Below are 17082 nucleotides of genomic sequence, written 5' to 3'. Positions count from 1 at the left end.
CATGAGTGGACCCAGTTTCAGCAGCAACGCCGCCTTCGAAACCCATGTGGTGCTGAACCAGCCGCCGCCATTTGCAGGCCACCAGCTGTGGACCGATGACGTGGCGTTGATGGATGCGGTGCAGCGCGAAGGCGCCGGCAGTTTTGCACCACGCCTGGCCGTGTATGGGGCGCTTGCCGGTGACGAACTGTACCGGCTCGGCTTCGATGCCAACCGCGACCGCCCGCGGCTGCGCACGCATGATGCGCAGGGCCATCGCATCGATACCGTGGAGTTCCACCCGGCCTATCACCAGCTGATGGGCGCAGCGAAGCAGCATGGCGTGGCGGGATTGTCGTGGCACGAGCCGCAGCCCGGTGCACATGTGGCTCGTGCCGCACTGAGCTACCTGCATCACCAGGCCGAGGCCGGCACCAGCTGCCCGTTGACCATGACCCACGCGGCGGTGGCGGTGCTGCAGGTGCAGCCGCACCTGGCCGAGTGGGCGCGCAAGGCGGCCGCGCCGGTCTACGACCCGCGCGATGTGCCGGTAGCGGACAAGGCGGGCATCACCCTGGGCATGGGCATGACCGAGAAGCAGGGGGGCTCGGACGTGCGTGCCAACAGCACGCGCGCGGAACCGATCGATGGCGAGCGCTACCGCCTGGTCGGCCACAAGTGGTTCTTTTCCGCACCCATGTGCGATGGCTTCCTGGTCCTGGCGCAGGCACCGGGCGGGCTGACCTGCCTGTTGATGCCGCGCCGGCTGGCCGATGGTGATCGCAACGCGTTCCGGCTGATGCGCCTGAAGGACAAGCTCGGCGATTGGTCCAACGCTTCCAGCGAAGTCGAGTTCTGCGGCGCGCAGGCGTGGCGGGTGGGCGAAGAGGGGCGTGGCGTGGCCACCATCATCGGCATGGTGATGATGACCCGCCTGGACTGCATGCTGGGCGCGGCGGCGGAAATGCGCATGGCACTGGCGCAGGCACTGCACCATGCGCGCCATCGGCGCACCTTCGGCAAGCCGCTGGTGGAGCACGTGCTGATGGCCAACGTGCTGGCCGACCTGGCAGTGGAGTCGGAGGCGGCCACCGTGCTGGCGATGCGCATCGCACGCGCGGTGGATCGCGCCAGCGTGGATGCCAATGAAGCGGCGCTGGCGCGGTTGGGCACGGCACTGGGCAAGTACTGGCTGTGCAAGCGTGCAGCGGTGTTCGTCAACGAAGCACAGGAATGCCTGGGCGGTGCCGGTTACGTGGAAGAGTCGATGCTGCCGCGGCTGTACCGGCAGGCACCGTTGAATTCGATATGGGAAGGCAGCGGCAACATCCAGTGCCTGGATGTACTGCGGGCGCTGGCGCGCGAGCCGGACGCGATGGCGGCCCTGCGTGGCGAGCTTGCGGCGGTGGCAGACCGCGATGCGCGCTATGCAGCGGCTTTGCAGCGCTGGGCAGCGGCGCCGCCGCCGGAGGAGTCGCAGGCGCGGTTGTTCTGCGAGCGCACTGCGCTGCTGCTGCAGGCGGCGCTGCTGCTGCGTGCACGCAGTCCGATGGCGGAGGCGTTCGTGCGCAGCCGGCTGGAAGGGGAGCACGGCCTGGCGTTCGGGACGTTGCCGGCGGGATTGGATCTATCGCTGGTGCTGGCACGTGCAATGCCGTAGCCGGCGCCCAGCCACGCCATCAACAGCCAAGGCAGAAAACAGAAAAGCCGCGGCCATGCCGCGGCTTTTCCTGTAGCGCCGGGCGCTGCCCGGCGAACGTAGCGTCAGTGCTTGGCTTCTTCCTTGGCCGCGTTCGCCTTGGCGTCGTTGGCAACGTCGCGCGCCTTGTCGGCGACCTTCTGCGCGGCATTGGCGGTGGCGTCGCTGGCATGCGCGGCGGCGTCGGTCGCAGCGTCCTTGGCCTTGTCGGCGGCATTGGCGGTGGCGTCAGCAGCCTTGTCGAGCGCCTGCTGGGTATCAGCGGCGGCCTTCTCGGAAGCGGCAGCGGTCTTGTCGGCGGCGTCGCGGGTTGCGGCGGCCGCCTTGTCGACCGCATCGCGGGCAGCTGCGCCGGCGCTGTCGGCCGCCTGCTGCGCATCCTGCTTGGCCTGTTCGGCTTCCGGGCCCTTGCAGGCGGCCAGGGCCAGCAGCAGGGAGGCGGCCAGCAGGGTGGTGGTGAGCGGACGAATCTTCATGGCGGTCTCCGGTACTGCAATGGATGGGGACGCCAGCCTATTCATGCCGTTGTGAAGACAGGGTCGCGACGCATGCCGGCCAACACCGGCACCGGCGCAAAGAAAAAGCCGCTGGCGAACCAGCGGCTTTTCCAGAACAGCGTGAAGAAAGAAGTTATTACTTCTTGGCTTCTTCAGCAGCGTCCTTGGCCTTCTCGGCGGTGCCTTCGGCAGCCTTGGCAGCGTCGGCAGCAGCGCCGGCAGCAGCGTCGGTGGCAGCAGCGCCAGCCTGGGCAGCAGCGTCGACCGAAGCGTCAGCAGCGGTGGCGGCGGTGTCAGCGGCCTGCTGGGCAGCGTCGGCGGTCTGGGCGCCGGCAGCGGCGGCCTGGTCGGCAGCAGCCTGGGCTTCGGTGGCGGCTTCGTTGGCCGAAGCAGCGGCGTCCTGGGCAGCTTCCTGCTTCGAGCAGGCGGCCAGGGCCAGGGCCAGGGACATCGCGACCAGCAGCTTGTTGATGCTCATTGTGTGAATCCTCGTCGTTAGATTAGGCAACGCGCAACTGCGCGCCGACAACATGATGACAAGCCAAGATTGGGTGTCAAGCGATCCCGCATTCATTTTTGCGAAATCATCGTTAAATCTTTTTAAATCAATTCGATGGCAATTGCCGTTGCTTCGCCGCCGCCGATGCACAGGGTAGCAATGCCGCGCTTGCCACCGCGTGTGCGCAGGGCGTTGACCAGGGTCACCACCAGCCGTGCGCCGGAGGCACCGATGGGATGACCCAGTGCGCAGGCACCGCCATTCACGTTGAGCTTGTCATGCGGGATGCCCAGTTCGCGCATCGGCGCCATCGCCACCACGGCGAAGGCTTCGTTGATTTCGAACAGATCGACCTGGTCAATGGACCAGCCGGTCTTGTCCAGCAGCGTGTGCAGCGCGCCGATCGGGGCGGTGGTGAACCACTCCGGCTCCTGCGAGTGGGTGGCATGGCCGACGATGCGCGCCAGCGGGGTGATACCGCGCTTGGCGGCGTCTTCCTCGGTGAGCAGGACCACCGCGGCGGCGCCGTCGGAAATGCTGGAGGAACTGGCGGCGGTGACGCTGCCGTCCTTCTTGAAGGCCGGGCGCAGGGTCGGGATCTTGGCGATGTCGGAGCGGCCCGGCTGCTCATCGGTGGCAACCTCGACCTCACCCTTGCGGGTGGCGACCTTCACCGCGACGATTTCATCGGCGAACGCACCGTTGGCCTGCGCGGCCTGGGCACGCTTGACCGATTCGATGGCATAGGCGTCCTGCTCTTCGCGGCTGAACTGGTACTTGTCCACCGCGCACTCGGCGAATTCGCCCATCGCCTTGCCGTCATACGCGTTGACCAGGCCATCGTGGGCCATGTGGTCGACCGCCTGGAAATTGCCGAAGCGGTTGCCGGTCCGCGAATTCGGCAGCATGTGCGGGGCGTTGGACATCGATTCCATGCCACCGGCGACCACGATGCGGGCCGAACCGGCCTTGATCAGGTCGTGGCCGAGCATGATGGTCTTCATGCCCGAGCCGCACACCTTGTTCAACGTGGTGGCACCGGCCGACAGCGGGATGCCGGCAGCAATCGCCGCCTGGCGGGCGGGCGCCTGGCCGAGGTTGGCCGGCAGCACGCAGCCCATGAGGACTTCAGAAACGTCGCTGGCCGGAACACCCGACTGCTCCAGGGCGGCGGCGATGGCGGCCGCGCCGAGGGTGGGGGTCGGCACGCCGTTGAACTGGCCGAGGAAGGAGCCGATGGCGGTGCGCTTGGCGGCGGCGATGACGATGTTGGACATGGCAATCTCGTTGATGCGTAAGCAATGTTCGGAAAGGAGACCGGGGGCCGTTGGAAGCGCTCCGGTTTCCCGGCAGACTGCGTGGGGGTCGGCCCAAGTATAGAGGGTCGGGGAGGGCCGTCGCTGGGCGCGGCCGCATGCCTGCCAGGATCAGGGCGGGCCAACGTTCATGGGAAGGAATCGATGGAACGCACGACGATGGTGAGGTCTGGGCTGGCCACCGCGCTGGCGATGGTGCTGACGGCCTGCGGCGGCGGCGGGGGCGGGGGCGGCAGCAATGTGCGTGTCGATCCGCCCCCGACCACGCCGACGCCGCCGACCACGCCGCCTCCCACCACGCCGCCGCCGGCCAAGCCGCAGGAGCCGACGTTCGATGCGCATCTGTCAGTGACCAACGCGCGGGCGGCACAGGCGGCCGGCCTGACCGGGCAGGGCGTGCGCATCGGCATCGTCGATTCCGGCGTGCAGCGCAACGCGGTGGCGCTCAACGGGCGGGTGCTGGCCAACTTCAGCTACATCGACCCGGCCAAGAACAATCTGGGCGTGGACGACGTGGTCGGCCATGGCACCGCCGTGGCCAGCCTCGCCGCCGGCGCGGCGGTAGGAACCTGGCCGGGCGGCATCGCGCCGGGCGCGCAGATCGTCTCCGCCCGGATCATTTCCGATACGTCGCCGACCGATGACGGCAGCGGCCGTGGCAATGCCTTCAGCGGCCCGCTCGGCGTGGCCCAGGTCCACCAGGACCTGATCAGCTACAACGTGAAGGTGATGAACAACTCGTGGGGCGGCCTGTACTGGACCGACCTGCCGACCACCGCGCAGGTGGCCGCCGAGTACCGCCCGTTCGTGGTCAGCCACGGCGGCCTGGTGGTGTTCGCCGCCGGCAATGATGGCCGCAGTGAACCGAGCAGCCTGGCTGCGCTGCCCAGCCAGAAGGGCGTGGCCGGCACGCTGCCGGCGGCCGACCTGGAGCGGGGCTGGCTGGTGGCTACCGCAGTCGATCCGTATACGCCCGGCGCTCTGGCCAGCTATGCCAACGCCTGTGGCCAGGCGGCGCGCTACTGCCTGGCGGCGCCGGGCAGCGCGGTCTACCCGGATGCCAACGGCGGCAGCTACTACTGGAACTACGGCACCTCGTTCGCGGCGCCGCTGGTCTCCGGTGCAGCAGCCCTGGTCTGGCAGCGTTTCCCGTACTTCAACAACGACCTGGTGCGGCAGACCCTGCTCGGGACCGCCAAGGACCTGGGCGCGCCCGGGGTCGACCCGGTGTTCGGCTATGGCCTGCTCGACATCGGCCGCGCGATCAACGGTCCCGGCCGCTTCGACTGGGGCGATGTGGTCGCCAACGTGGACCTGGCGTCGACCGGGTCGATGTGGCGCAACGACATCACCGGCAGCGGCGGACTGGTCAAGCAGGGCGGAGGCACCCTGGTGCTGGGCGGCAACAACAGCTACAGCGGCGCCACCCGCATCGAACGTGGCATCCTGTCGCTGCAGAACGGCGGCGTGATCCGCTCCAGCGTGACCATCCTCGGCCAGCCGGATCCGGATTCGACCGGCCTGCAGTTCAACGGCGGCACCCCGCGCGTGATCGGCAACGTGGTCAACGGCAGCAGCGTGTTCCTCACCACCGGCAATACCACCGGCACCATCGAGGGCGACTACACGCAGCAGGCCGGTGCACAGCTGATGATCGCGCTTGGCGCCAATGCCCTGCAGGTCACCGGCAACGCCATGATCGACGGCGGTGTGCGCGTGCATGGCTTCGTCTCCGGTTACGTGCCACAGAGCGGCACCCGCCAGGACCTGATCCGCGCGGCGGGTAGCCTGAGTGGCACCTTCAGCACGCCGGCCACCTCCAGCGGCCTGCAGGGTCTGTCGCTGCTGCAGAGCAGCTACGGCTATGACAGCCATACGGCCTGGTTGAACGTGACCCAGGTCAGCGTCAGCGCTGCGGCCAGTGGCTTGAGCGCCTCCGCGCAGGCGGCCGCGCTGCGCCTGGATGGGGCGTTCAGCGTGCTCGACAACAACACCGGCCTGCAGGGGTCGGCATTCGGCACCGCTGCGGGCGCGCTGCAGCGCACCGGTGGTGGCGAGCTGGGACTGGCAGCCAGCCTGCAGAGCCTGTCCGGGCAGGCGCATGCACGCGCCGAGGCGGCCACGTTCGACAGCATCGACATGTCACGGCGTGCGATCGCCGAACGCTTCGATCGCGTACAGGCCGCGCCGCGGCTGCGCGGCACCTGGCAGAGTGCGCTGGGCGAGGCCGGGCAGGGTAGCTTTGCCGGCAACAGCGCCGACAGCCGCGGCTGGATGGCGGGCCAGGACCTGGCGCTGGGCAGCAACGGCCTGATGGGAGTGGCGTTCGGCCAGACCCTCAGCAACGGAGGCAGCGGTTTCGACGGTGACCGTGGGCGTGATCGCCAGGCCCAGGCGCAGCTGTATGCCGGCTGGAACCTGGGGCGCGGCTATGCACTGGCCCAGTTCGGCAGCGGCCAGTTCACCCGCACGCTGGACCGCCAGCTGCTGCTGGGAGCGGGAGCCTATGGGGTTTCTGCGCGCTACGGTGGCCGCTTCAGCAGTGCCAGCGTGGAAGGGGGCTATCGCCTGGGCCGCGCCGGCGCGTCATTGACGCCGTACCTGGGAGCCAGTGCCACGCGCGTGCAGACCGATGCCTTCAGCGAGCAGGGCGGGTTTGGATTCGGCCTGCGGGGCGATGCCAATCGCGTGCAGCGCACGCAGATGATGGCCGGCCTGCGCGGTGAACGTGGTTGGGGCCGGTGGACGCTGCGTGGGCATGCCGAGTGGCAGCAACGGCTGGATGGCGGGGCTGGCGACTGGCAGGCCAGCTTTGTCGGCGTCGACGCCTGGGCGCCGCTGGCCGCCTGGAACACGCCGCGTGGCAGCGCGTTGTTCGGCGTGGCGCTGGAATCGTGGTGGGGCCGCAACGGCCGCCTCAGCCTGGGCTTCGACCAGCGCGTGGGCGGCGAGGGTGCGCGGCAGGCCGCGCTGCGCTACAGCACCGGGTTCTGAGCGAGGGGCCGCGCCGGGTCATGCCCGGCGCGACGGCAGCAGGCTCAGCCGCCGCGCAGGTTGCCCAGGCGCGGGGTGCTGCGGCCCAGCGGCATCTTCAGCTTGCCGATCGACAGGATGCGGCTTTCGGCGATGCGGTCGGCGGCACGCTGCGGTGCGATGTTCTCGCGCTGCGACAGTTCGAAGATGCGGGTGAGGTTGTGGTAGATGCTGCGGATCAGCCGCATCGCGCGTTCGCGGTTGTAGCCGTCGATCTCCAGCGAAACGTTCATCACGCCACCGGCGTTGACCGCATAGTCCGGCGCATACAGGATGCCGCGCGCATGCAGCTCGTCGCCGATCTCCAGGCTCGACAGCTGGTTGTTGGCGGTGCCGCAGATGATCTTTGCCTTGATCCGCGGCAGGGTGTCGGCGTTGATCGCGCCTTCCAGCGCACACGGCGCGAACACATCGGCGTTCACTTCGTGGATTTCGTCCGGCTTGACCGCTTCGGCGCCGAAATCGCTGACCGCGCGGTCGACCAGGGTGCTGTCCAGATCGGTGACATACAGCTTGGCGCCACGGTCGCGCAGCAGCTTCACCAGTTCCATGCCGATGTGGCCCAGGCCCTGCACCGCGATGCTGGTCTTGCCGACTTCTTCATGGCCGAACTTGAAGCGCATCGCCGCCATCAGCGCCTGCAGCGCACCATACGCGGTGAACGGGGCCGGGTCGCCGGAGCCGCCATGCACCTGGTGCACGCCGGTCACGTACTGGCTCTCCAGGTAGATGTTCTCCATGTCGTTGACGTCGGTGCCGACGTCCTCGGCAGTGATGTAGCGTCCACCCAGCGAATCGACATAGCGGCCGAAGGCGCGGAACAGCACCTCGGTCTTGTCCACCTTCGGGTCGCCGATGATCACCGCCTTGCCGCCGCCGACATTGAGCCCGGCCAGCGCATTCTTGTAGGTCATCGTCCGGCTCAGCCGCAGCACGTCGGCCAGCGCTTCATCGGTGCTGGCGTAGGGGCGCATGCGCACGCCGCCCAGGGCCGGGCCCAGGGTGGTGTTGTGGATGGCGATGATCGCCTTCAGGCCGGCATCGTGGTTGTGGCAGAACACCACCTGTTCGTGGCCGGTGGTGGCGAGGGTTTCGAATAGCATGGCGTCTCCGATGGCGCGAACAGCGGCGAACTGCAGCGAACGGCCAGTGAACGGTAGGGTCCCAAAAACAAAAAAAGCGACGTCGTCGGTGCAGGGGGACGGGTCGCGCGGCGCCATTCTAGTCCATTCCCCGGGCCGCTGCCGTCGACATCGGTGCCCTTCCGGTTAAAGAAGATGAAAGTGCGGCCGATGCTGCGACGACGGCGGGTGGCCGGATTCGCGTGAAGAGGCAGGGCGGTCAGTGACGGCAAAGGCAGCACAACGACAGGGCAGGCGGCGATGACGCCGGCCTGGTGGCGATCGCTGCGTGGCTGGCTGGCGCGCTCGACCGGGGCGGCCCCCTCGCGCCTGGCCGCGGTGTCGCGGCAGGCGGTGGCTGCGGCGGCCGCCAGCCTGCAGGGGGAGGCGCTGCCTGCGGGCGAGATCGCCGCCCACCTGCAGCGCGGGCTGCACGCGCTGGCGCTGTACCAGCGGCTGGCCGGCGAGCCGGCCGCGCCGCAGGACTCGGCACTGGGCGAGGCGGTGGCCCGCGCGCTGCAGGATCGCGACTGGGCGGCGCGGCACCTGCCCCGCCGCCCGCAGCTGCTGCCGCAGCTGATCCAGACCGTCAACGACGATGCCGCCTCGGCCCGGGTGATGGCGGCGATCATCGGCCAGGACCCGGTACTGACCGGCAATCTGCTGCGCATCGCCAACAGCCCGGCCTACAAGGTGCACGAGCGGCCGGTGGAGAGCCTGCAGCGTGCGGTGACCCTGGTCGGAACCGAGGGCGTGCGCCAGATCATCAGTGCGGTGCTGGTACAGCCGGTGATGCAGGTGCAGTGCGACGTGTTCCCGCAGTTCAGCACGATCATCTGGGAACACGCGCTGCTGGCTTCGCGCGCGGCGGCCGACCACGCACGCACGGTCACCTTCGGTGATGCCTTCGCCGCGCAGTGGCTGGGCCTGGTACAGGGGCTGGGGGCCGCGCTGGTGATGCGCCAGCTGCTGCAGGAAGCACAGGCGCGTGGCGAAAGCGTGGAACCGGCGCTGGCCCTGCAACTGCTCCAGCAGTGGTCGCTGCCGCTCGCGCAGCGGGTGGCCGCGGCCTGGGAACTGCCCGAGCCGGTGCACCAGGCCCTGGCCCCCGAGGCGGCCGGTCCGCTGGCCGACAGCCTGCGCCTGGCCAGCGCCGCCGCCGCGGCCAGCCTGCTGTGCCGGCATGGGCATTCCAGCCAGAACCGGATGCTGGCCCTGCTCGAACAACTGCCGTCGGCGCCACCGCATGCGTTGCGCTGGATCTGGCGGCGCCTGCACGGGCGCAGCGTGGAAACACTGGATGAAGCCGGGCTGGAGGACGCTGGCCCGGCCGCCTGAGCACTACAGCTGTGATTCCACCGGCAGCCAGCTGATCGCCCGCGCAGTCCAGCGCTTGCCAGCGCCGGCGCCGGGTTCGGCGTCGACCCAGTGCGGTGGCGGCTGCCGTTCCAGCCAGCGCAGGCCATCGTCGTGGCCGAGTGCCAGCCACCAGCTGTGCGCCGGGCTGGCCAGGCGCAGGTATTCATCGCGCAGCTGGGCGCCCAGCACGGGATCGTCGAACAGCACGCCCATCTCGGTATTGAGGTAGGCCGAGCGTGGGTCGAGATTGAACGAGCCGACGAAACCGCGACGGCTGTCGTCCACGAACGCCTTGGTATGCAGGCTGGCGCCACTGCTGCCGAACAGGCTGGTATCCGGCTGGCCGTGCGCCTTCAGTTCATACAGCCGCACACCGGCCTTCAACAGCGGAACCCGATAGCCCATGTAGCCGCCGTGCACGGCCGCCACGTCGTTGGCGGCCAGTGAATTGGTGACCACGCCGACCTGCGCGCCACGTGCGGCCAGTGCCGCCAGGCCCTCTACGCCTTCGCTGCCGGGGACGAAGTAGGGCGAGATCAGCAATGCGCTGTGACGGGCCGTCGCCAGTTCGTCGCTGAGCGTGCTGACCAGCCACGTGCGGCGGTCATCGCCACGGTGCTTCATCGGCGGATCGGAGGCAATGCGCACGCCTGCGCTCCAGTGCAGGGGTTCCGGGCCGGGCCGCTGCAGCCCGCGTGATGCGGCTACGCGCTGCAGGTAGGGCTGCGCCTTGGCATGCATTGCGTCCAGGTCCGACTGCCGCACCAGCTGCCGCAGCTGTGCATCGGTATACGAGGCCAGCGCCGAGATCGGGATGGCCGCGCTGCTGTTCCAGTAGTCGTCGAAGATCCGGTTGGCCTGCTGCACCGCAGGCCCGGCCACCACCAGGTCCAGGTCCTGGAAGTTCACATCGTCGCGCGCGCTGAAGTACTCCTCGCCGATGTTGCGGCCGCCGACGATCGCGACGCGGCCATCGGCGATCCAGCTCTTGTTGTGCATGCGATGGTTCACGCTGAAGGCGCGTTGCACCAGCTCCAGCGTGCGCGCGATGCCGCTACGGTTGCGGAACGGGTTGTACAGGCGCAGCTCGATGTTCGGGTGCGCATCGAGCGCCATCATCAGCGCGTCCTTGTCCTTGGCGTTCATGTCGTCGAGCAGGATGCGCACGCGCACGCCGCGCTCGGCGGCGTCATACAACGCCTTGGCCATCAGGTGGCCGACCAGGTCGTCGTGCCAGATGTAGTACTGCAGGTCGAGGCTGCGTCCGGCCTGCGCGGTGATCATCGCGCGCGCCGCGAACGCATCCATGCCGTCACTGAGGAATGCCACGCCGGACTGGCCGGGATGAGCCTGCTGCAGGGGCACGATCTGTTGGTCGATGCGGGTCTGTGCCGGCTGCAGGGGCAGGACCTGTGAAGGCGCGCCCTGGGCCTGCGGGGTGAGATGGTCGGCCAGCAGCAGGCCGGACAGGACCAGCAGCAACAGGGCAGCGATGGCGATCGCAGCGACACGCAGCAGGCGTCGCCACAGGGGCGTGGGCAGGCTCATGCCGCAATGCTAGTAGATCCACGCCACGCGTGGATGCGTAGATGCCGGCTTAAACCGGGGTCAGAGCCCTTTGCTGCGCAAAGGGATCCGACCCCGCGCTCAGAACCGCTCGTCGCTGCCCAGGTAGCGCCACTGCCCCGGCGGCAGCGGTCCCAGCGCCACGCGACCAATACGCAGGCGCCGCACCGCCGTGACCTGCAGGCCGGCGGCGCTCACCGCCACGCGCAGGCCCTTGGCGGTCAGGCCCTTGCCGGCGAAGCGCAGGCGCTGCTCGCTTTGCCAGCTGACCTTGGCGCCGCCGGATTCCTGCTGCAACCGCGCCAGCAGCCAGGGCCCGCGCTCGGGGCCGCCTTCGGCGACTTCGATCAGGTATTCCTGCTCGGTGCGGCCCAGGTTGCGCTGCAGGTGGGCGAGCGTGGCCGGATCCTGGCTGACCACCACCAGGCCACTGTCGCTGGCCGGCAGTGCAGCGGCCAGCTGCAGCCCATGGAAATGGCGTTGCAGCGGGCGGATGGCGCTGGCATCGAGCTCGCTGCGGCTGTCACTGCTGACCAGCGCGCACAGGGTCTCGGCGGCAACGCCGGCCGGCTTGTGCAGCAGCATGCTGACCCGTTCGGCCTTGTCGTCGCTGGCCTGCTCGGCCACCACGATCGATGCGCTGTCATCGACCGGGCGCTGCGGCTGTTCGACCACTTCGCCATTGACCGTGACCCAGCCCCCCTCGATGTAGCGACGCGCTTCGCCGCGCGGGATGCCGAGCAGGGCGGACAGGCGTTTGTCGAGACGGATCGGTTCCATGGCGGGCAGGTCGGGCGTGGGGCGCGCAGTGTAGCTGCTGCGGCCGGTCAGCGCTGGCCGCGATTGGCCAGTTCGGTCAGGTACAGGCGGGTATCGAACTCCAGCTGCAGGTACTCCGGCTCCATGTGCTGGCACAACTGGTAGAAGGCCTTGTTGTGGTCGGTCTCTTTCAGATGGGCCAGCTCGTGCACCACGATCATGCGCAGGAACGCTGCCGGCGCCTGCCGGAACACGGTGGCGATGCGGATCTCGCGACTGGCCTTGAGACGGCCGCCGTGCACGCGGGAAATGGCGGTATGGGTACCCAGCGCGTGCTTGATCACTTCCAGCGTGTTGTCGTAGCAGACCTTGTTGAGCGGCACCGACTTGCGCAGGTAGCGGTCCTTCAGTTCCTGCGTGTAGTCGTACAGCTGGCGGTCGCTGCGCACTTCGTGCAGGTCGGGGTAGCGCTGCTGCAGCCAGGGACCGAGCCGGCCCTGCGCCAGCAGTTCGCTGACCTGGGCGACCAGGGGTTCGGGATAGCCGGTGAGGTACTTCAGGACTGCCATGCAGGGGCGGCGGGGCGTCGGTAGAATGGGGCATCCAAGATTACACGCGGTACGCATCGACCATGGCAAAGCCCAACGCGCTGCAGGAACAATTGCTCAAGGCCGGCCTGGCCAAGAAGTCGCAGGCCAGCGCCGCCGCGCGCGAGCAGGCCAAGGCCCGCCAGGGCAAGGCCGAATCGACGTCGGCCGAGGTCCAGCGCGAGGCTGAACGAGCCCGCGCCGAGAAGATCGAGCGCGATCGCGCGCTGGCGGCCGAGCGCAACGCCCAGGCCCGCCAGGCGGAACAGAAGGCCCAGGCGAAGCAGATCATCACGGCGCATGCCGTCCCCCACAAGGGCGACGACGAGTACCGGTTCAGCGACGGCGCGGCGATCCGCACCCTGCTGATCGATCCCAAGCTGCGCAAGGCGCTGTCGGTGGGCGTGCTGGTCATCGTCGCCCATGGCGAGGGCTACGCCCTGCTGCCGCGCGCCGCCGCCGAGAAGGTGCGGGAACGCGCCCCGGAGGCGATCATCGTCGACCACGGCCAGCCGGGCTCGACCGCCGAGATCTCCACCGGCAACGCCGAGGACGACGCCTACTACGCCCAGTTCCAGGTACCCGACGACCTGGTCTGGTAAGCAAAAAGGGGACGGAGGGGATTAAGCCGCAATCGGCCTGATCAGCTCCGTCCGCCCGCCTGCTCAGCTTGCTGAAGATTTACTGGACGGGGTCCGGCCGACCGGGGGCTCAGCGCTTCCAGTGCAGGTGTATCGTCCCCATATCGGGCGACACACCTGCGGAGCATGGCCATGGCCACCGGTTGGGCGGGAGAGGGCGCGGTCCAGGACCAGATCGACGCCACCGTCGACGATGCGATCGCCCGCGCGCGGCGCCAGCTGCGCCAGGGCCCCGGTCTGGAACATTGCGAGGAATGCGACGCGCCGATTCCGTTGGCGCGGCGTCAGGCGGTGCCCGGCGTTCGCCTGTGCGTGGCGTGCCAGCAGGCGCATGACGAAGAAGAACAGGCGCACAGCGGCTACAACCGGCGCGGCAGCAAGGACAGCCAGTTGAGGTAAAAGGTCTTGTTGCAGGGCTGCGGCCTGCACCTGCCGAAGCCTTCAAGCCAAGGCAACTTCAACGTCAAAAGCGGGCATTCTGTAGGTAGGCGGGACGGTGTGGGTAGGCAGGACACGCCGTAAACCCTTCCATGGGGGCTCGGTGGCGCCATCCATGGCGCCAACGGTCCTGCCTACCCACACCGTCCCACCTCTGACAGTTCTCCGCGATCGGGTAGATCCAAGCCATGCGTGGATGAAATCTGTCAGAGATCGATAGTCAAATTGGGGTCAGAGCCCGTTGCGTAGCAACGGGATCCGACCCCGTGCCGTCCCGGCAGATCGCGGGAAACTGTCGAGCGCCCACCTCAACCGGATCCACACCGCAAACCCAGGGAATGCCGACTTTTGCTGTTGCTCTGGCGGTTGACGTTGCTTCGGCAGGTGCAGGGCGCAGCCCTGCCGAGAACAGCCCTCAGCCGTCGCCCTGGATGCCGCCCGGCGCCTGCGCCGGGTCGCGCCAGCGGCGCACGGTGCGCTGGAAGAACAGGTTGTTCGGCAACTGCAGCACCGTGCCCTCATGGCCGTCGCCGGTCTCCTGCAGGGTGGTGTAGATCAGGTTCACGTCGATCACCCGGCCCTTCAGGCCCGGCTTCTCGCCGTTCTCCAGCACCTCGATGTAGTCGTGCAGGCGGAACGGGCGGGTGGTGAAGATCAGCAGCGTGCAGAAGATGTTGGAGAGCACGCTCCACGCTGCGAAAAAGGCCACCGCGCCGACCGCGGCGAAGCCGGTGAACGCAGTCCACAGCACCGACGGCGACGCACCCAGCAGGCTGAGGATGTACAGCAGCGCGCTGAAATAGACCACGAAGCTGCTGATCCGGCGTGCGCCCATCGCCATCTCCGGCGGCAGCGTGTAGTGCTCGGCGAAGCGGCGGATCAGCCGCCGCGCCAGTACCCGCAGCAGCCACGCGGCCAGCAGGGTCAGCAGGATCTTCACGGCGATCCCCACGTCATGCAGCCACGGGTGGGTCCAGGGCGGCAGGTGATCCTTCAGCGACAACATCATGGGGCAGGTACGGAGGCGGGGGAACGGTCCCTGATGTTACCCGGCGCGTGCGGGGGATTCGACCGCCGGGGTCCAGGCCAGGCACACCAGCTCCTGCCGATGCTGCTGCAGGCAGGCGCGGCCGTTGTCGGGACGCAGCTGCAGCGACAGGCCCAAGGCCTGCAGCACGACGCAGGCGGCGATCACCAGCAGGGCGGCGCAGGATGGGCTGGACATGACGGGGCTCCCGGACGGCGTTTTCGCGAAGGACCCTGCATGGATGCAGCGGCCGCCGAAAAGGTTGCATGGGATTGATCGTCGATCGGCTCTAAACCTTTTTCCGGGCTGCCGCATCCAAGCGATATGCTCGACACCACCATGCCCGCGCCGCCTGCCGCCAACGACACTGTCGACGAACCCGCGCTGGTGCGGGCGGCGGCGGCTGGCGATACCGCTGCCTATGAACAGCTGTACCGTCGCCACGCGCCACGTGTATTTGCCGTGCTCTGGCGGCTGTGTGGCGGCCAGCAGGCGCGTGCCGAAGACGCGTTGCAGGAAGCGTTCCTGCAGGCCTGGAAGGCCCTGCCGGGGTTTCGTTTCGAGAGCAGCCTGTCGACCTGGCTGCATCGGCTGGGGGTCAATGCCGCGCTGATGGAGCTGCGCGGGCGTGGCGGTGGCCACGATCACGACAGCCTGGACGAGGTGGATGGCGGACTGCAGGAACTGGCGGTGCACGATCGCTGCGCCGGCACCGAGCGCGACCTCGAGCGCGCCCTGTCGACGCTGCCACCACGGGCGCGTGCGGTGCTGGTACTGCACGACATCGAAGGCTGGAAACACCAGGAAATCGCCGAACAGCTGCAGATGGCTGTCGGTAGTTCCAAGGCACAGTTGCATCGTGCGCGCGGCCTGTTGCGCGCACGGCTGGGAGACATGACATGAGTACGCACGAGCACGATTCCGACCCCGAACTGCTGGCACGGCTGCGCGCGCTGCCAAGCGAACGCAGCCTGCCCGACGATGGCTGGGCACGCCTGTCGGCGCGCTTGCCAGCGCGTGAACCGCAGGCTGTTGCCGCGCCTGCCGACAACGTGGTGGCGCTGCCACTGCGTCCGCAGCGGCGCTGGTGGCTGCCGGTGGGGGCTGCGCTGGCTGCCAGCCTGGCGGTGTATGCGGTGGCCCCGTGGCGGCACGCACAGCCGCAGGCGCCGGCACCGTCGGCCCTGCAGCAGCAGGCGGCCGCGATGACCGAGCAGTACCAGCAGGCCGTGGCCTCGCTGCCCGATGGGCGGGCGCCGGAGTGGCAGCCGGCCCTGCACGAACTGGATGCAAGTGCAGCGCAGATCCGTGCCGCGCTGGCGCAGGACCCGCGTGCGCCGCATCTGCTTGGCCAGCTCAAGCGCACCTACGCGTTGCGGCTGGAACTGACCCGGCAGGCGGCCTATGCCGCCGAATCCGGCTTGACGACCTGAGGAGACCCCAATGACCCGAATCCTGATGACCTGCTGCGCCGCGCTGTTGCTGGTGCCTGCCGTGGCCCTGGCCGATACGCGCATCGACGAGCGCCACAACGTGGCTGAAGGCGGACGAATCGAGCTGAGCAACGTGGCCGGCAAGGTGACCGTGCGTGGCTGGGACCGCAACGATGTGCAGCTCACCGGCACGCTCAGCGATGGCCTGCAACTGCGCCAGGAAAAAAGCGCGAACCGGGTGCGCTGGGAAATCGAGTATCCGCGCCGCAACAACAACGGTGGCGCCACGCTGGTACTGAACGTGCCGCGCTCGGTGGAACTGCTGTTGAGCACGGTCAGTGCCAACCAGGACATCAGCGGCATTGATGTGCGCCGTTTGCAGGCTGATACCGTCAGCGGCAGTCTGTCCGCATCCGGACGCAGTGGTGACAGCCGGCTCAATACCGTCAGCGGCAATGTCAGCGCGCGCCTGCAGACGCCCAAGCTGGACGTGAACACGGTCAGTGGCCGCATCGAGGCCGGGGGCGGCGTGTCGGGCGACATCGGTGCCCAGACGGTGTCCGGCCGCGTTGATGTCGATGCCGGCCGCGTGCAGCGGCTGGCGGTGGAGACGGTGTCGGGCAGCATCGATCTGGCGGCGAGCGGGTTGGCGCCCGGCGGCCGCATCAGTGTCGAGTCGGTAAGTGCTTCGGTCAGCCTGCGGCTGCCGCGCACGGTGTCGGCACAGCTGTCGGTGAACAGCTTCAGCGGTTCGATCAACAGCGATGCCGGGCAGGTGGAGCGGCCACGCTATGGGCCGGGCAGCCACCTGGACACGCGGCTGGGCGGCGGTGATGGTGACATCCGCATCCAGTCGCATTCGGGCAGTGTGCAGGTTCGCCTGGACCGCTGAACGCGCTCCGGCAGGCCGCGGCGGCAGCGCCGCCGCGGTCGGTACTGGGTCAGCTGGCTTTCTTCAGCGCCCAGGTGGTGCCGAGGACTTCGATCTTGCCACCGGCCTTGCGGAACGCAGCCAGGTCCGAAGCGATCGAATCACTGCTGACCACGGTGCTGGCGGCCGCGCCCTTGCGTTCGCTGCGGATGCTGTTGCTGGCCTTCGCGGGGGTCTTTGCCTTGCGGGGCATGGTT

General features: G+C 68.6%; 18 protein-coding genes. 8 read left to right on the top strand and 10 right to left on the bottom strand.

Annotated features, from left to right (window positions below; translation table 11 throughout):
* Position 1: 1 nt before the first annotated feature.
* Positions 2–1639, top strand: a complete 1638-nt coding sequence (locus Q0P60_RS05605) for an acyl-CoA dehydrogenase family protein (RefSeq protein WP_294989461.1) — start codon at positions 2–4, stop codon at positions 1637–1639.
* 104 nt (positions 1640–1743) lie between these two features.
* Here the strand turns inward: Q0P60_RS05605 and Q0P60_RS05600 are convergent, their stop codons facing one another.
* The 3 genes from Q0P60_RS05600 to Q0P60_RS05590 form a co-directional block, all read right to left on the bottom strand.
* On the bottom strand, positions 1744–2154 hold the full coding sequence (locus Q0P60_RS05600; protein WP_294989458.1) for a hypothetical protein: 411 nt from the start codon (positions 2152–2154) through the stop codon (positions 1744–1746).
* Between the two features lie 157 nt (positions 2155–2311).
* Positions 2312–2653 (bottom strand): hypothetical protein, encoded by a 342-nt coding sequence (locus tag Q0P60_RS05595; RefSeq protein WP_004153024.1) that lies wholly within the window; start codon positions 2651–2653, stop codon positions 2312–2314.
* Positions 2654–2775: 122 nt separating this feature from the next.
* Positions 2776–3951, bottom strand: a complete 1176-nt coding sequence (locus tag Q0P60_RS05590) for a thiolase family protein (protein ID WP_294989453.1) — start codon at positions 3949–3951, stop codon at positions 2776–2778.
* Positions 3952–4134: 183 nt separating this feature from the next.
* On the opposite strand from Q0P60_RS05590, the gene Q0P60_RS05585 reads away from it, so the two are divergent.
* Complete coding sequence (locus Q0P60_RS05585) at positions 4135–6984, top strand: autotransporter serine protease (protein ID WP_294989450.1); 2850 nt, start codon at positions 4135–4137, stop codon at positions 6982–6984.
* Positions 6985–7028: 44 nt separating this feature from the next.
* Here Q0P60_RS05585 and Q0P60_RS05580 read toward each other — a convergent pair whose 3' ends face one another.
* On the bottom strand, positions 7029–8126 hold the full coding sequence (locus tag Q0P60_RS05580) for a Glu/Leu/Phe/Val dehydrogenase dimerization domain-containing protein (RefSeq protein WP_294989447.1): 1098 nt from the start codon (positions 8124–8126) through the stop codon (positions 7029–7031).
* A 279-nt stretch (positions 8127–8405) separates the two neighbouring features.
* On the opposite strand from Q0P60_RS05580, the gene Q0P60_RS05575 reads away from it, so the two are divergent.
* Positions 8406–9482 (top strand): HDOD domain-containing protein, encoded by a 1077-nt coding sequence (locus Q0P60_RS05575; RefSeq protein WP_294989445.1) that lies wholly within the window; start codon positions 8406–8408, stop codon positions 9480–9482.
* A 3-nt stretch (positions 9483–9485) separates the two neighbouring features.
* Here the strand turns inward: Q0P60_RS05575 and Q0P60_RS05570 are convergent, their stop codons facing one another.
* The 3 genes from Q0P60_RS05570 to Q0P60_RS05560 form a co-directional block, all read right to left on the bottom strand.
* Positions 9486–11051 (bottom strand): phospholipase D family protein, encoded by a 1566-nt coding sequence (locus tag Q0P60_RS05570; RefSeq protein ID WP_294989442.1) that lies wholly within the window; start codon positions 11049–11051, stop codon positions 9486–9488.
* 99 nt (positions 11052–11150) lie between these two features.
* A complete protein-coding gene (locus Q0P60_RS05565; protein WP_294989439.1) occupies positions 11151–11849 on the bottom strand; it encodes an RNA pseudouridine synthase in 699 nt (232 codons plus the stop codon).
* Positions 11850–11896: 47 nt separating this feature from the next.
* The gene (locus tag Q0P60_RS05560; protein WP_294989436.1) at positions 11897–12397 is read right to left on the bottom strand and encodes a M48 family metallopeptidase; all 501 of its coding nucleotides are present in this window, start codon (positions 12395–12397) and stop codon (positions 11897–11899) included.
* Positions 12398–12459: 62 nt separating this feature from the next.
* Between Q0P60_RS05560 and Q0P60_RS05555 the strand changes: the two genes are divergently transcribed.
* Together Q0P60_RS05555 and Q0P60_RS05550 are read left to right on the top strand one after the other, a co-directional pair.
* Entirely contained in the window at positions 12460–13017 is a 558-nt protein-coding gene (locus Q0P60_RS05555) for a DUF2058 domain-containing protein (RefSeq protein ID WP_294989434.1), read from the top strand.
* Positions 13018–13188: 171 nt separating this feature from the next.
* Positions 13189–13455 carry a DksA/TraR family C4-type zinc finger protein gene (locus Q0P60_RS05550; RefSeq protein WP_294989431.1) on the top strand — a complete coding sequence of 89 codons (267 nt, stop codon included), beginning with the start codon at positions 13189–13191 and terminating at the stop codon, positions 13453–13455.
* 454 nt (positions 13456–13909) lie between these two features.
* Here Q0P60_RS05550 and Q0P60_RS05545 read toward each other — a convergent pair whose 3' ends face one another.
* Positions 13910–14503, bottom strand: a complete 594-nt coding sequence (locus tag Q0P60_RS05545; protein WP_080355517.1) for a mechanosensitive ion channel family protein — start codon at positions 14501–14503, stop codon at positions 13910–13912.
* A gap of 36 nt (positions 14504–14539) precedes the next feature.
* Complete coding sequence (locus Q0P60_RS05540; protein WP_110713099.1) at positions 14540–14719, bottom strand: hypothetical protein; 180 nt, start codon at positions 14717–14719, stop codon at positions 14540–14542.
* 126 nt (positions 14720–14845) lie between these two features.
* Here Q0P60_RS05540 and Q0P60_RS05535 point away from each other — a divergent pair, with 126 nt between their 5' ends.
* The 3 genes from Q0P60_RS05535 to Q0P60_RS05525 are packed head-to-tail and all read left to right on the top strand — an operon-like array spanning position 14846 to position 16846.
* Positions 14846–15424: an RNA polymerase sigma factor gene (locus Q0P60_RS05535; RefSeq protein WP_294989424.1), complete on the top strand. Its 579-nt coding sequence runs from the start codon at positions 14846–14848 to the stop codon at positions 15422–15424.
* Positions 15421–15954, top strand: coding sequence for a hypothetical protein (locus Q0P60_RS05530; RefSeq protein WP_294989421.1), 534 nt, complete (start codon positions 15421–15423; stop codon positions 15952–15954). The genes Q0P60_RS05535 and Q0P60_RS05530 overlap by 4 nt, the downstream gene beginning before the upstream one ends.
* Before the next feature lie 10 nt (positions 15955–15964).
* On the top strand, positions 15965–16846 hold the full coding sequence (locus Q0P60_RS05525; protein ID WP_294989418.1) for a DUF4097 family beta strand repeat-containing protein: 882 nt from the start codon (positions 15965–15967) through the stop codon (positions 16844–16846).
* A 49-nt stretch (positions 16847–16895) separates the two neighbouring features.
* Here the strand turns inward: Q0P60_RS05525 and Q0P60_RS05520 are convergent, their stop codons facing one another.
* A complete protein-coding gene (locus Q0P60_RS05520; RefSeq protein ID WP_005410566.1) occupies positions 16896–17078 on the bottom strand; it encodes a hypothetical protein in 183 nt (60 codons plus the stop codon).
* Positions 17079–17082: the final 4 nt, after the last annotated feature.

The organism is uncultured Stenotrophomonas sp., assembly GCF_945952405.1.
Classification (GTDB): domain Bacteria; phylum Pseudomonadota; class Gammaproteobacteria; order Xanthomonadales; family Xanthomonadaceae; genus Stenotrophomonas.
This window is presented reverse-complemented; position numbering and strand designations above follow the sequence as displayed.

Excerpts from the sequence above, each read along its gene's own strand:
- Q0P60_RS05605 (WP_294989461.1), top strand. The coding sequence starts at position 2 with ATGAGTGGACCCAGTTTCAGCAGCAACGCCGCCTTCGAAACCCATGTG.
- Q0P60_RS05600 (WP_294989458.1), bottom strand. The coding sequence starts at position 2,154 with ATGAAGATTCGTCCGCTCACCACCACCCTGCTGGCCGCCTCCCTGCTG.
- Q0P60_RS05595 (WP_004153024.1), bottom strand. The coding sequence starts at position 2,653 with ATGAGCATCAACAAGCTGCTGGTCGCGATGTCCCTGGCCCTGGCCCTG.
- Q0P60_RS05590 (WP_294989453.1), bottom strand. The coding sequence starts at position 3,951 with ATGTCCAACATCGTCATCGCCGCCGCCAAGCGCACCGCCATCGGCTCC.
- Q0P60_RS05585 (WP_294989450.1), top strand. The coding sequence starts at position 4,135 with ATGGAACGCACGACGATGGTGAGGTCTGGGCTGGCCACCGCGCTGGCG.
- Q0P60_RS05580 (WP_294989447.1), bottom strand. The coding sequence starts at position 8,126 with ATGCTATTCGAAACCCTCGCCACCACCGGCCACGAACAGGTGGTGTTC.
- Q0P60_RS05575 (WP_294989445.1), top strand. The coding sequence starts at position 8,406 with ATGACGCCGGCCTGGTGGCGATCGCTGCGTGGCTGGCTGGCGCGCTCG.
- Q0P60_RS05570 (WP_294989442.1), bottom strand. The coding sequence starts at position 11,051 with ATGAGCCTGCCCACGCCCCTGTGGCGACGCCTGCTGCGTGTCGCTGCG.
- Q0P60_RS05565 (WP_294989439.1), bottom strand. The coding sequence starts at position 11,849 with ATGGAACCGATCCGTCTCGACAAACGCCTGTCCGCCCTGCTCGGCATC.
- Q0P60_RS05560 (WP_294989436.1), bottom strand. The coding sequence starts at position 12,397 with ATGGCAGTCCTGAAGTACCTCACCGGCTATCCCGAACCCCTGGTCGCC.
- Q0P60_RS05555 (WP_294989434.1), top strand. The coding sequence starts at position 12,460 with ATGGCAAAGCCCAACGCGCTGCAGGAACAATTGCTCAAGGCCGGCCTG.
- Q0P60_RS05550 (WP_294989431.1), top strand. The coding sequence starts at position 13,189 with ATGGCCACCGGTTGGGCGGGAGAGGGCGCGGTCCAGGACCAGATCGAC.
- Q0P60_RS05545 (WP_080355517.1), bottom strand. The coding sequence starts at position 14,503 with ATGATGTTGTCGCTGAAGGATCACCTGCCGCCCTGGACCCACCCGTGG.
- Q0P60_RS05540 (WP_110713099.1), bottom strand. The coding sequence starts at position 14,719 with ATGTCCAGCCCATCCTGCGCCGCCCTGCTGGTGATCGCCGCCTGCGTC.
- Q0P60_RS05535 (WP_294989424.1), top strand. The coding sequence starts at position 14,846 with ATGCTCGACACCACCATGCCCGCGCCGCCTGCCGCCAACGACACTGTC.
- Q0P60_RS05530 (WP_294989421.1), top strand. The coding sequence starts at position 15,421 with ATGAGTACGCACGAGCACGATTCCGACCCCGAACTGCTGGCACGGCTG.
- Q0P60_RS05525 (WP_294989418.1), top strand. The coding sequence starts at position 15,965 with ATGACCCGAATCCTGATGACCTGCTGCGCCGCGCTGTTGCTGGTGCCT.
- Q0P60_RS05520 (WP_005410566.1), bottom strand. The coding sequence starts at position 17,078 with ATGCCCCGCAAGGCAAAGACCCCCGCGAAGGCCAGCAACAGCATCCGC.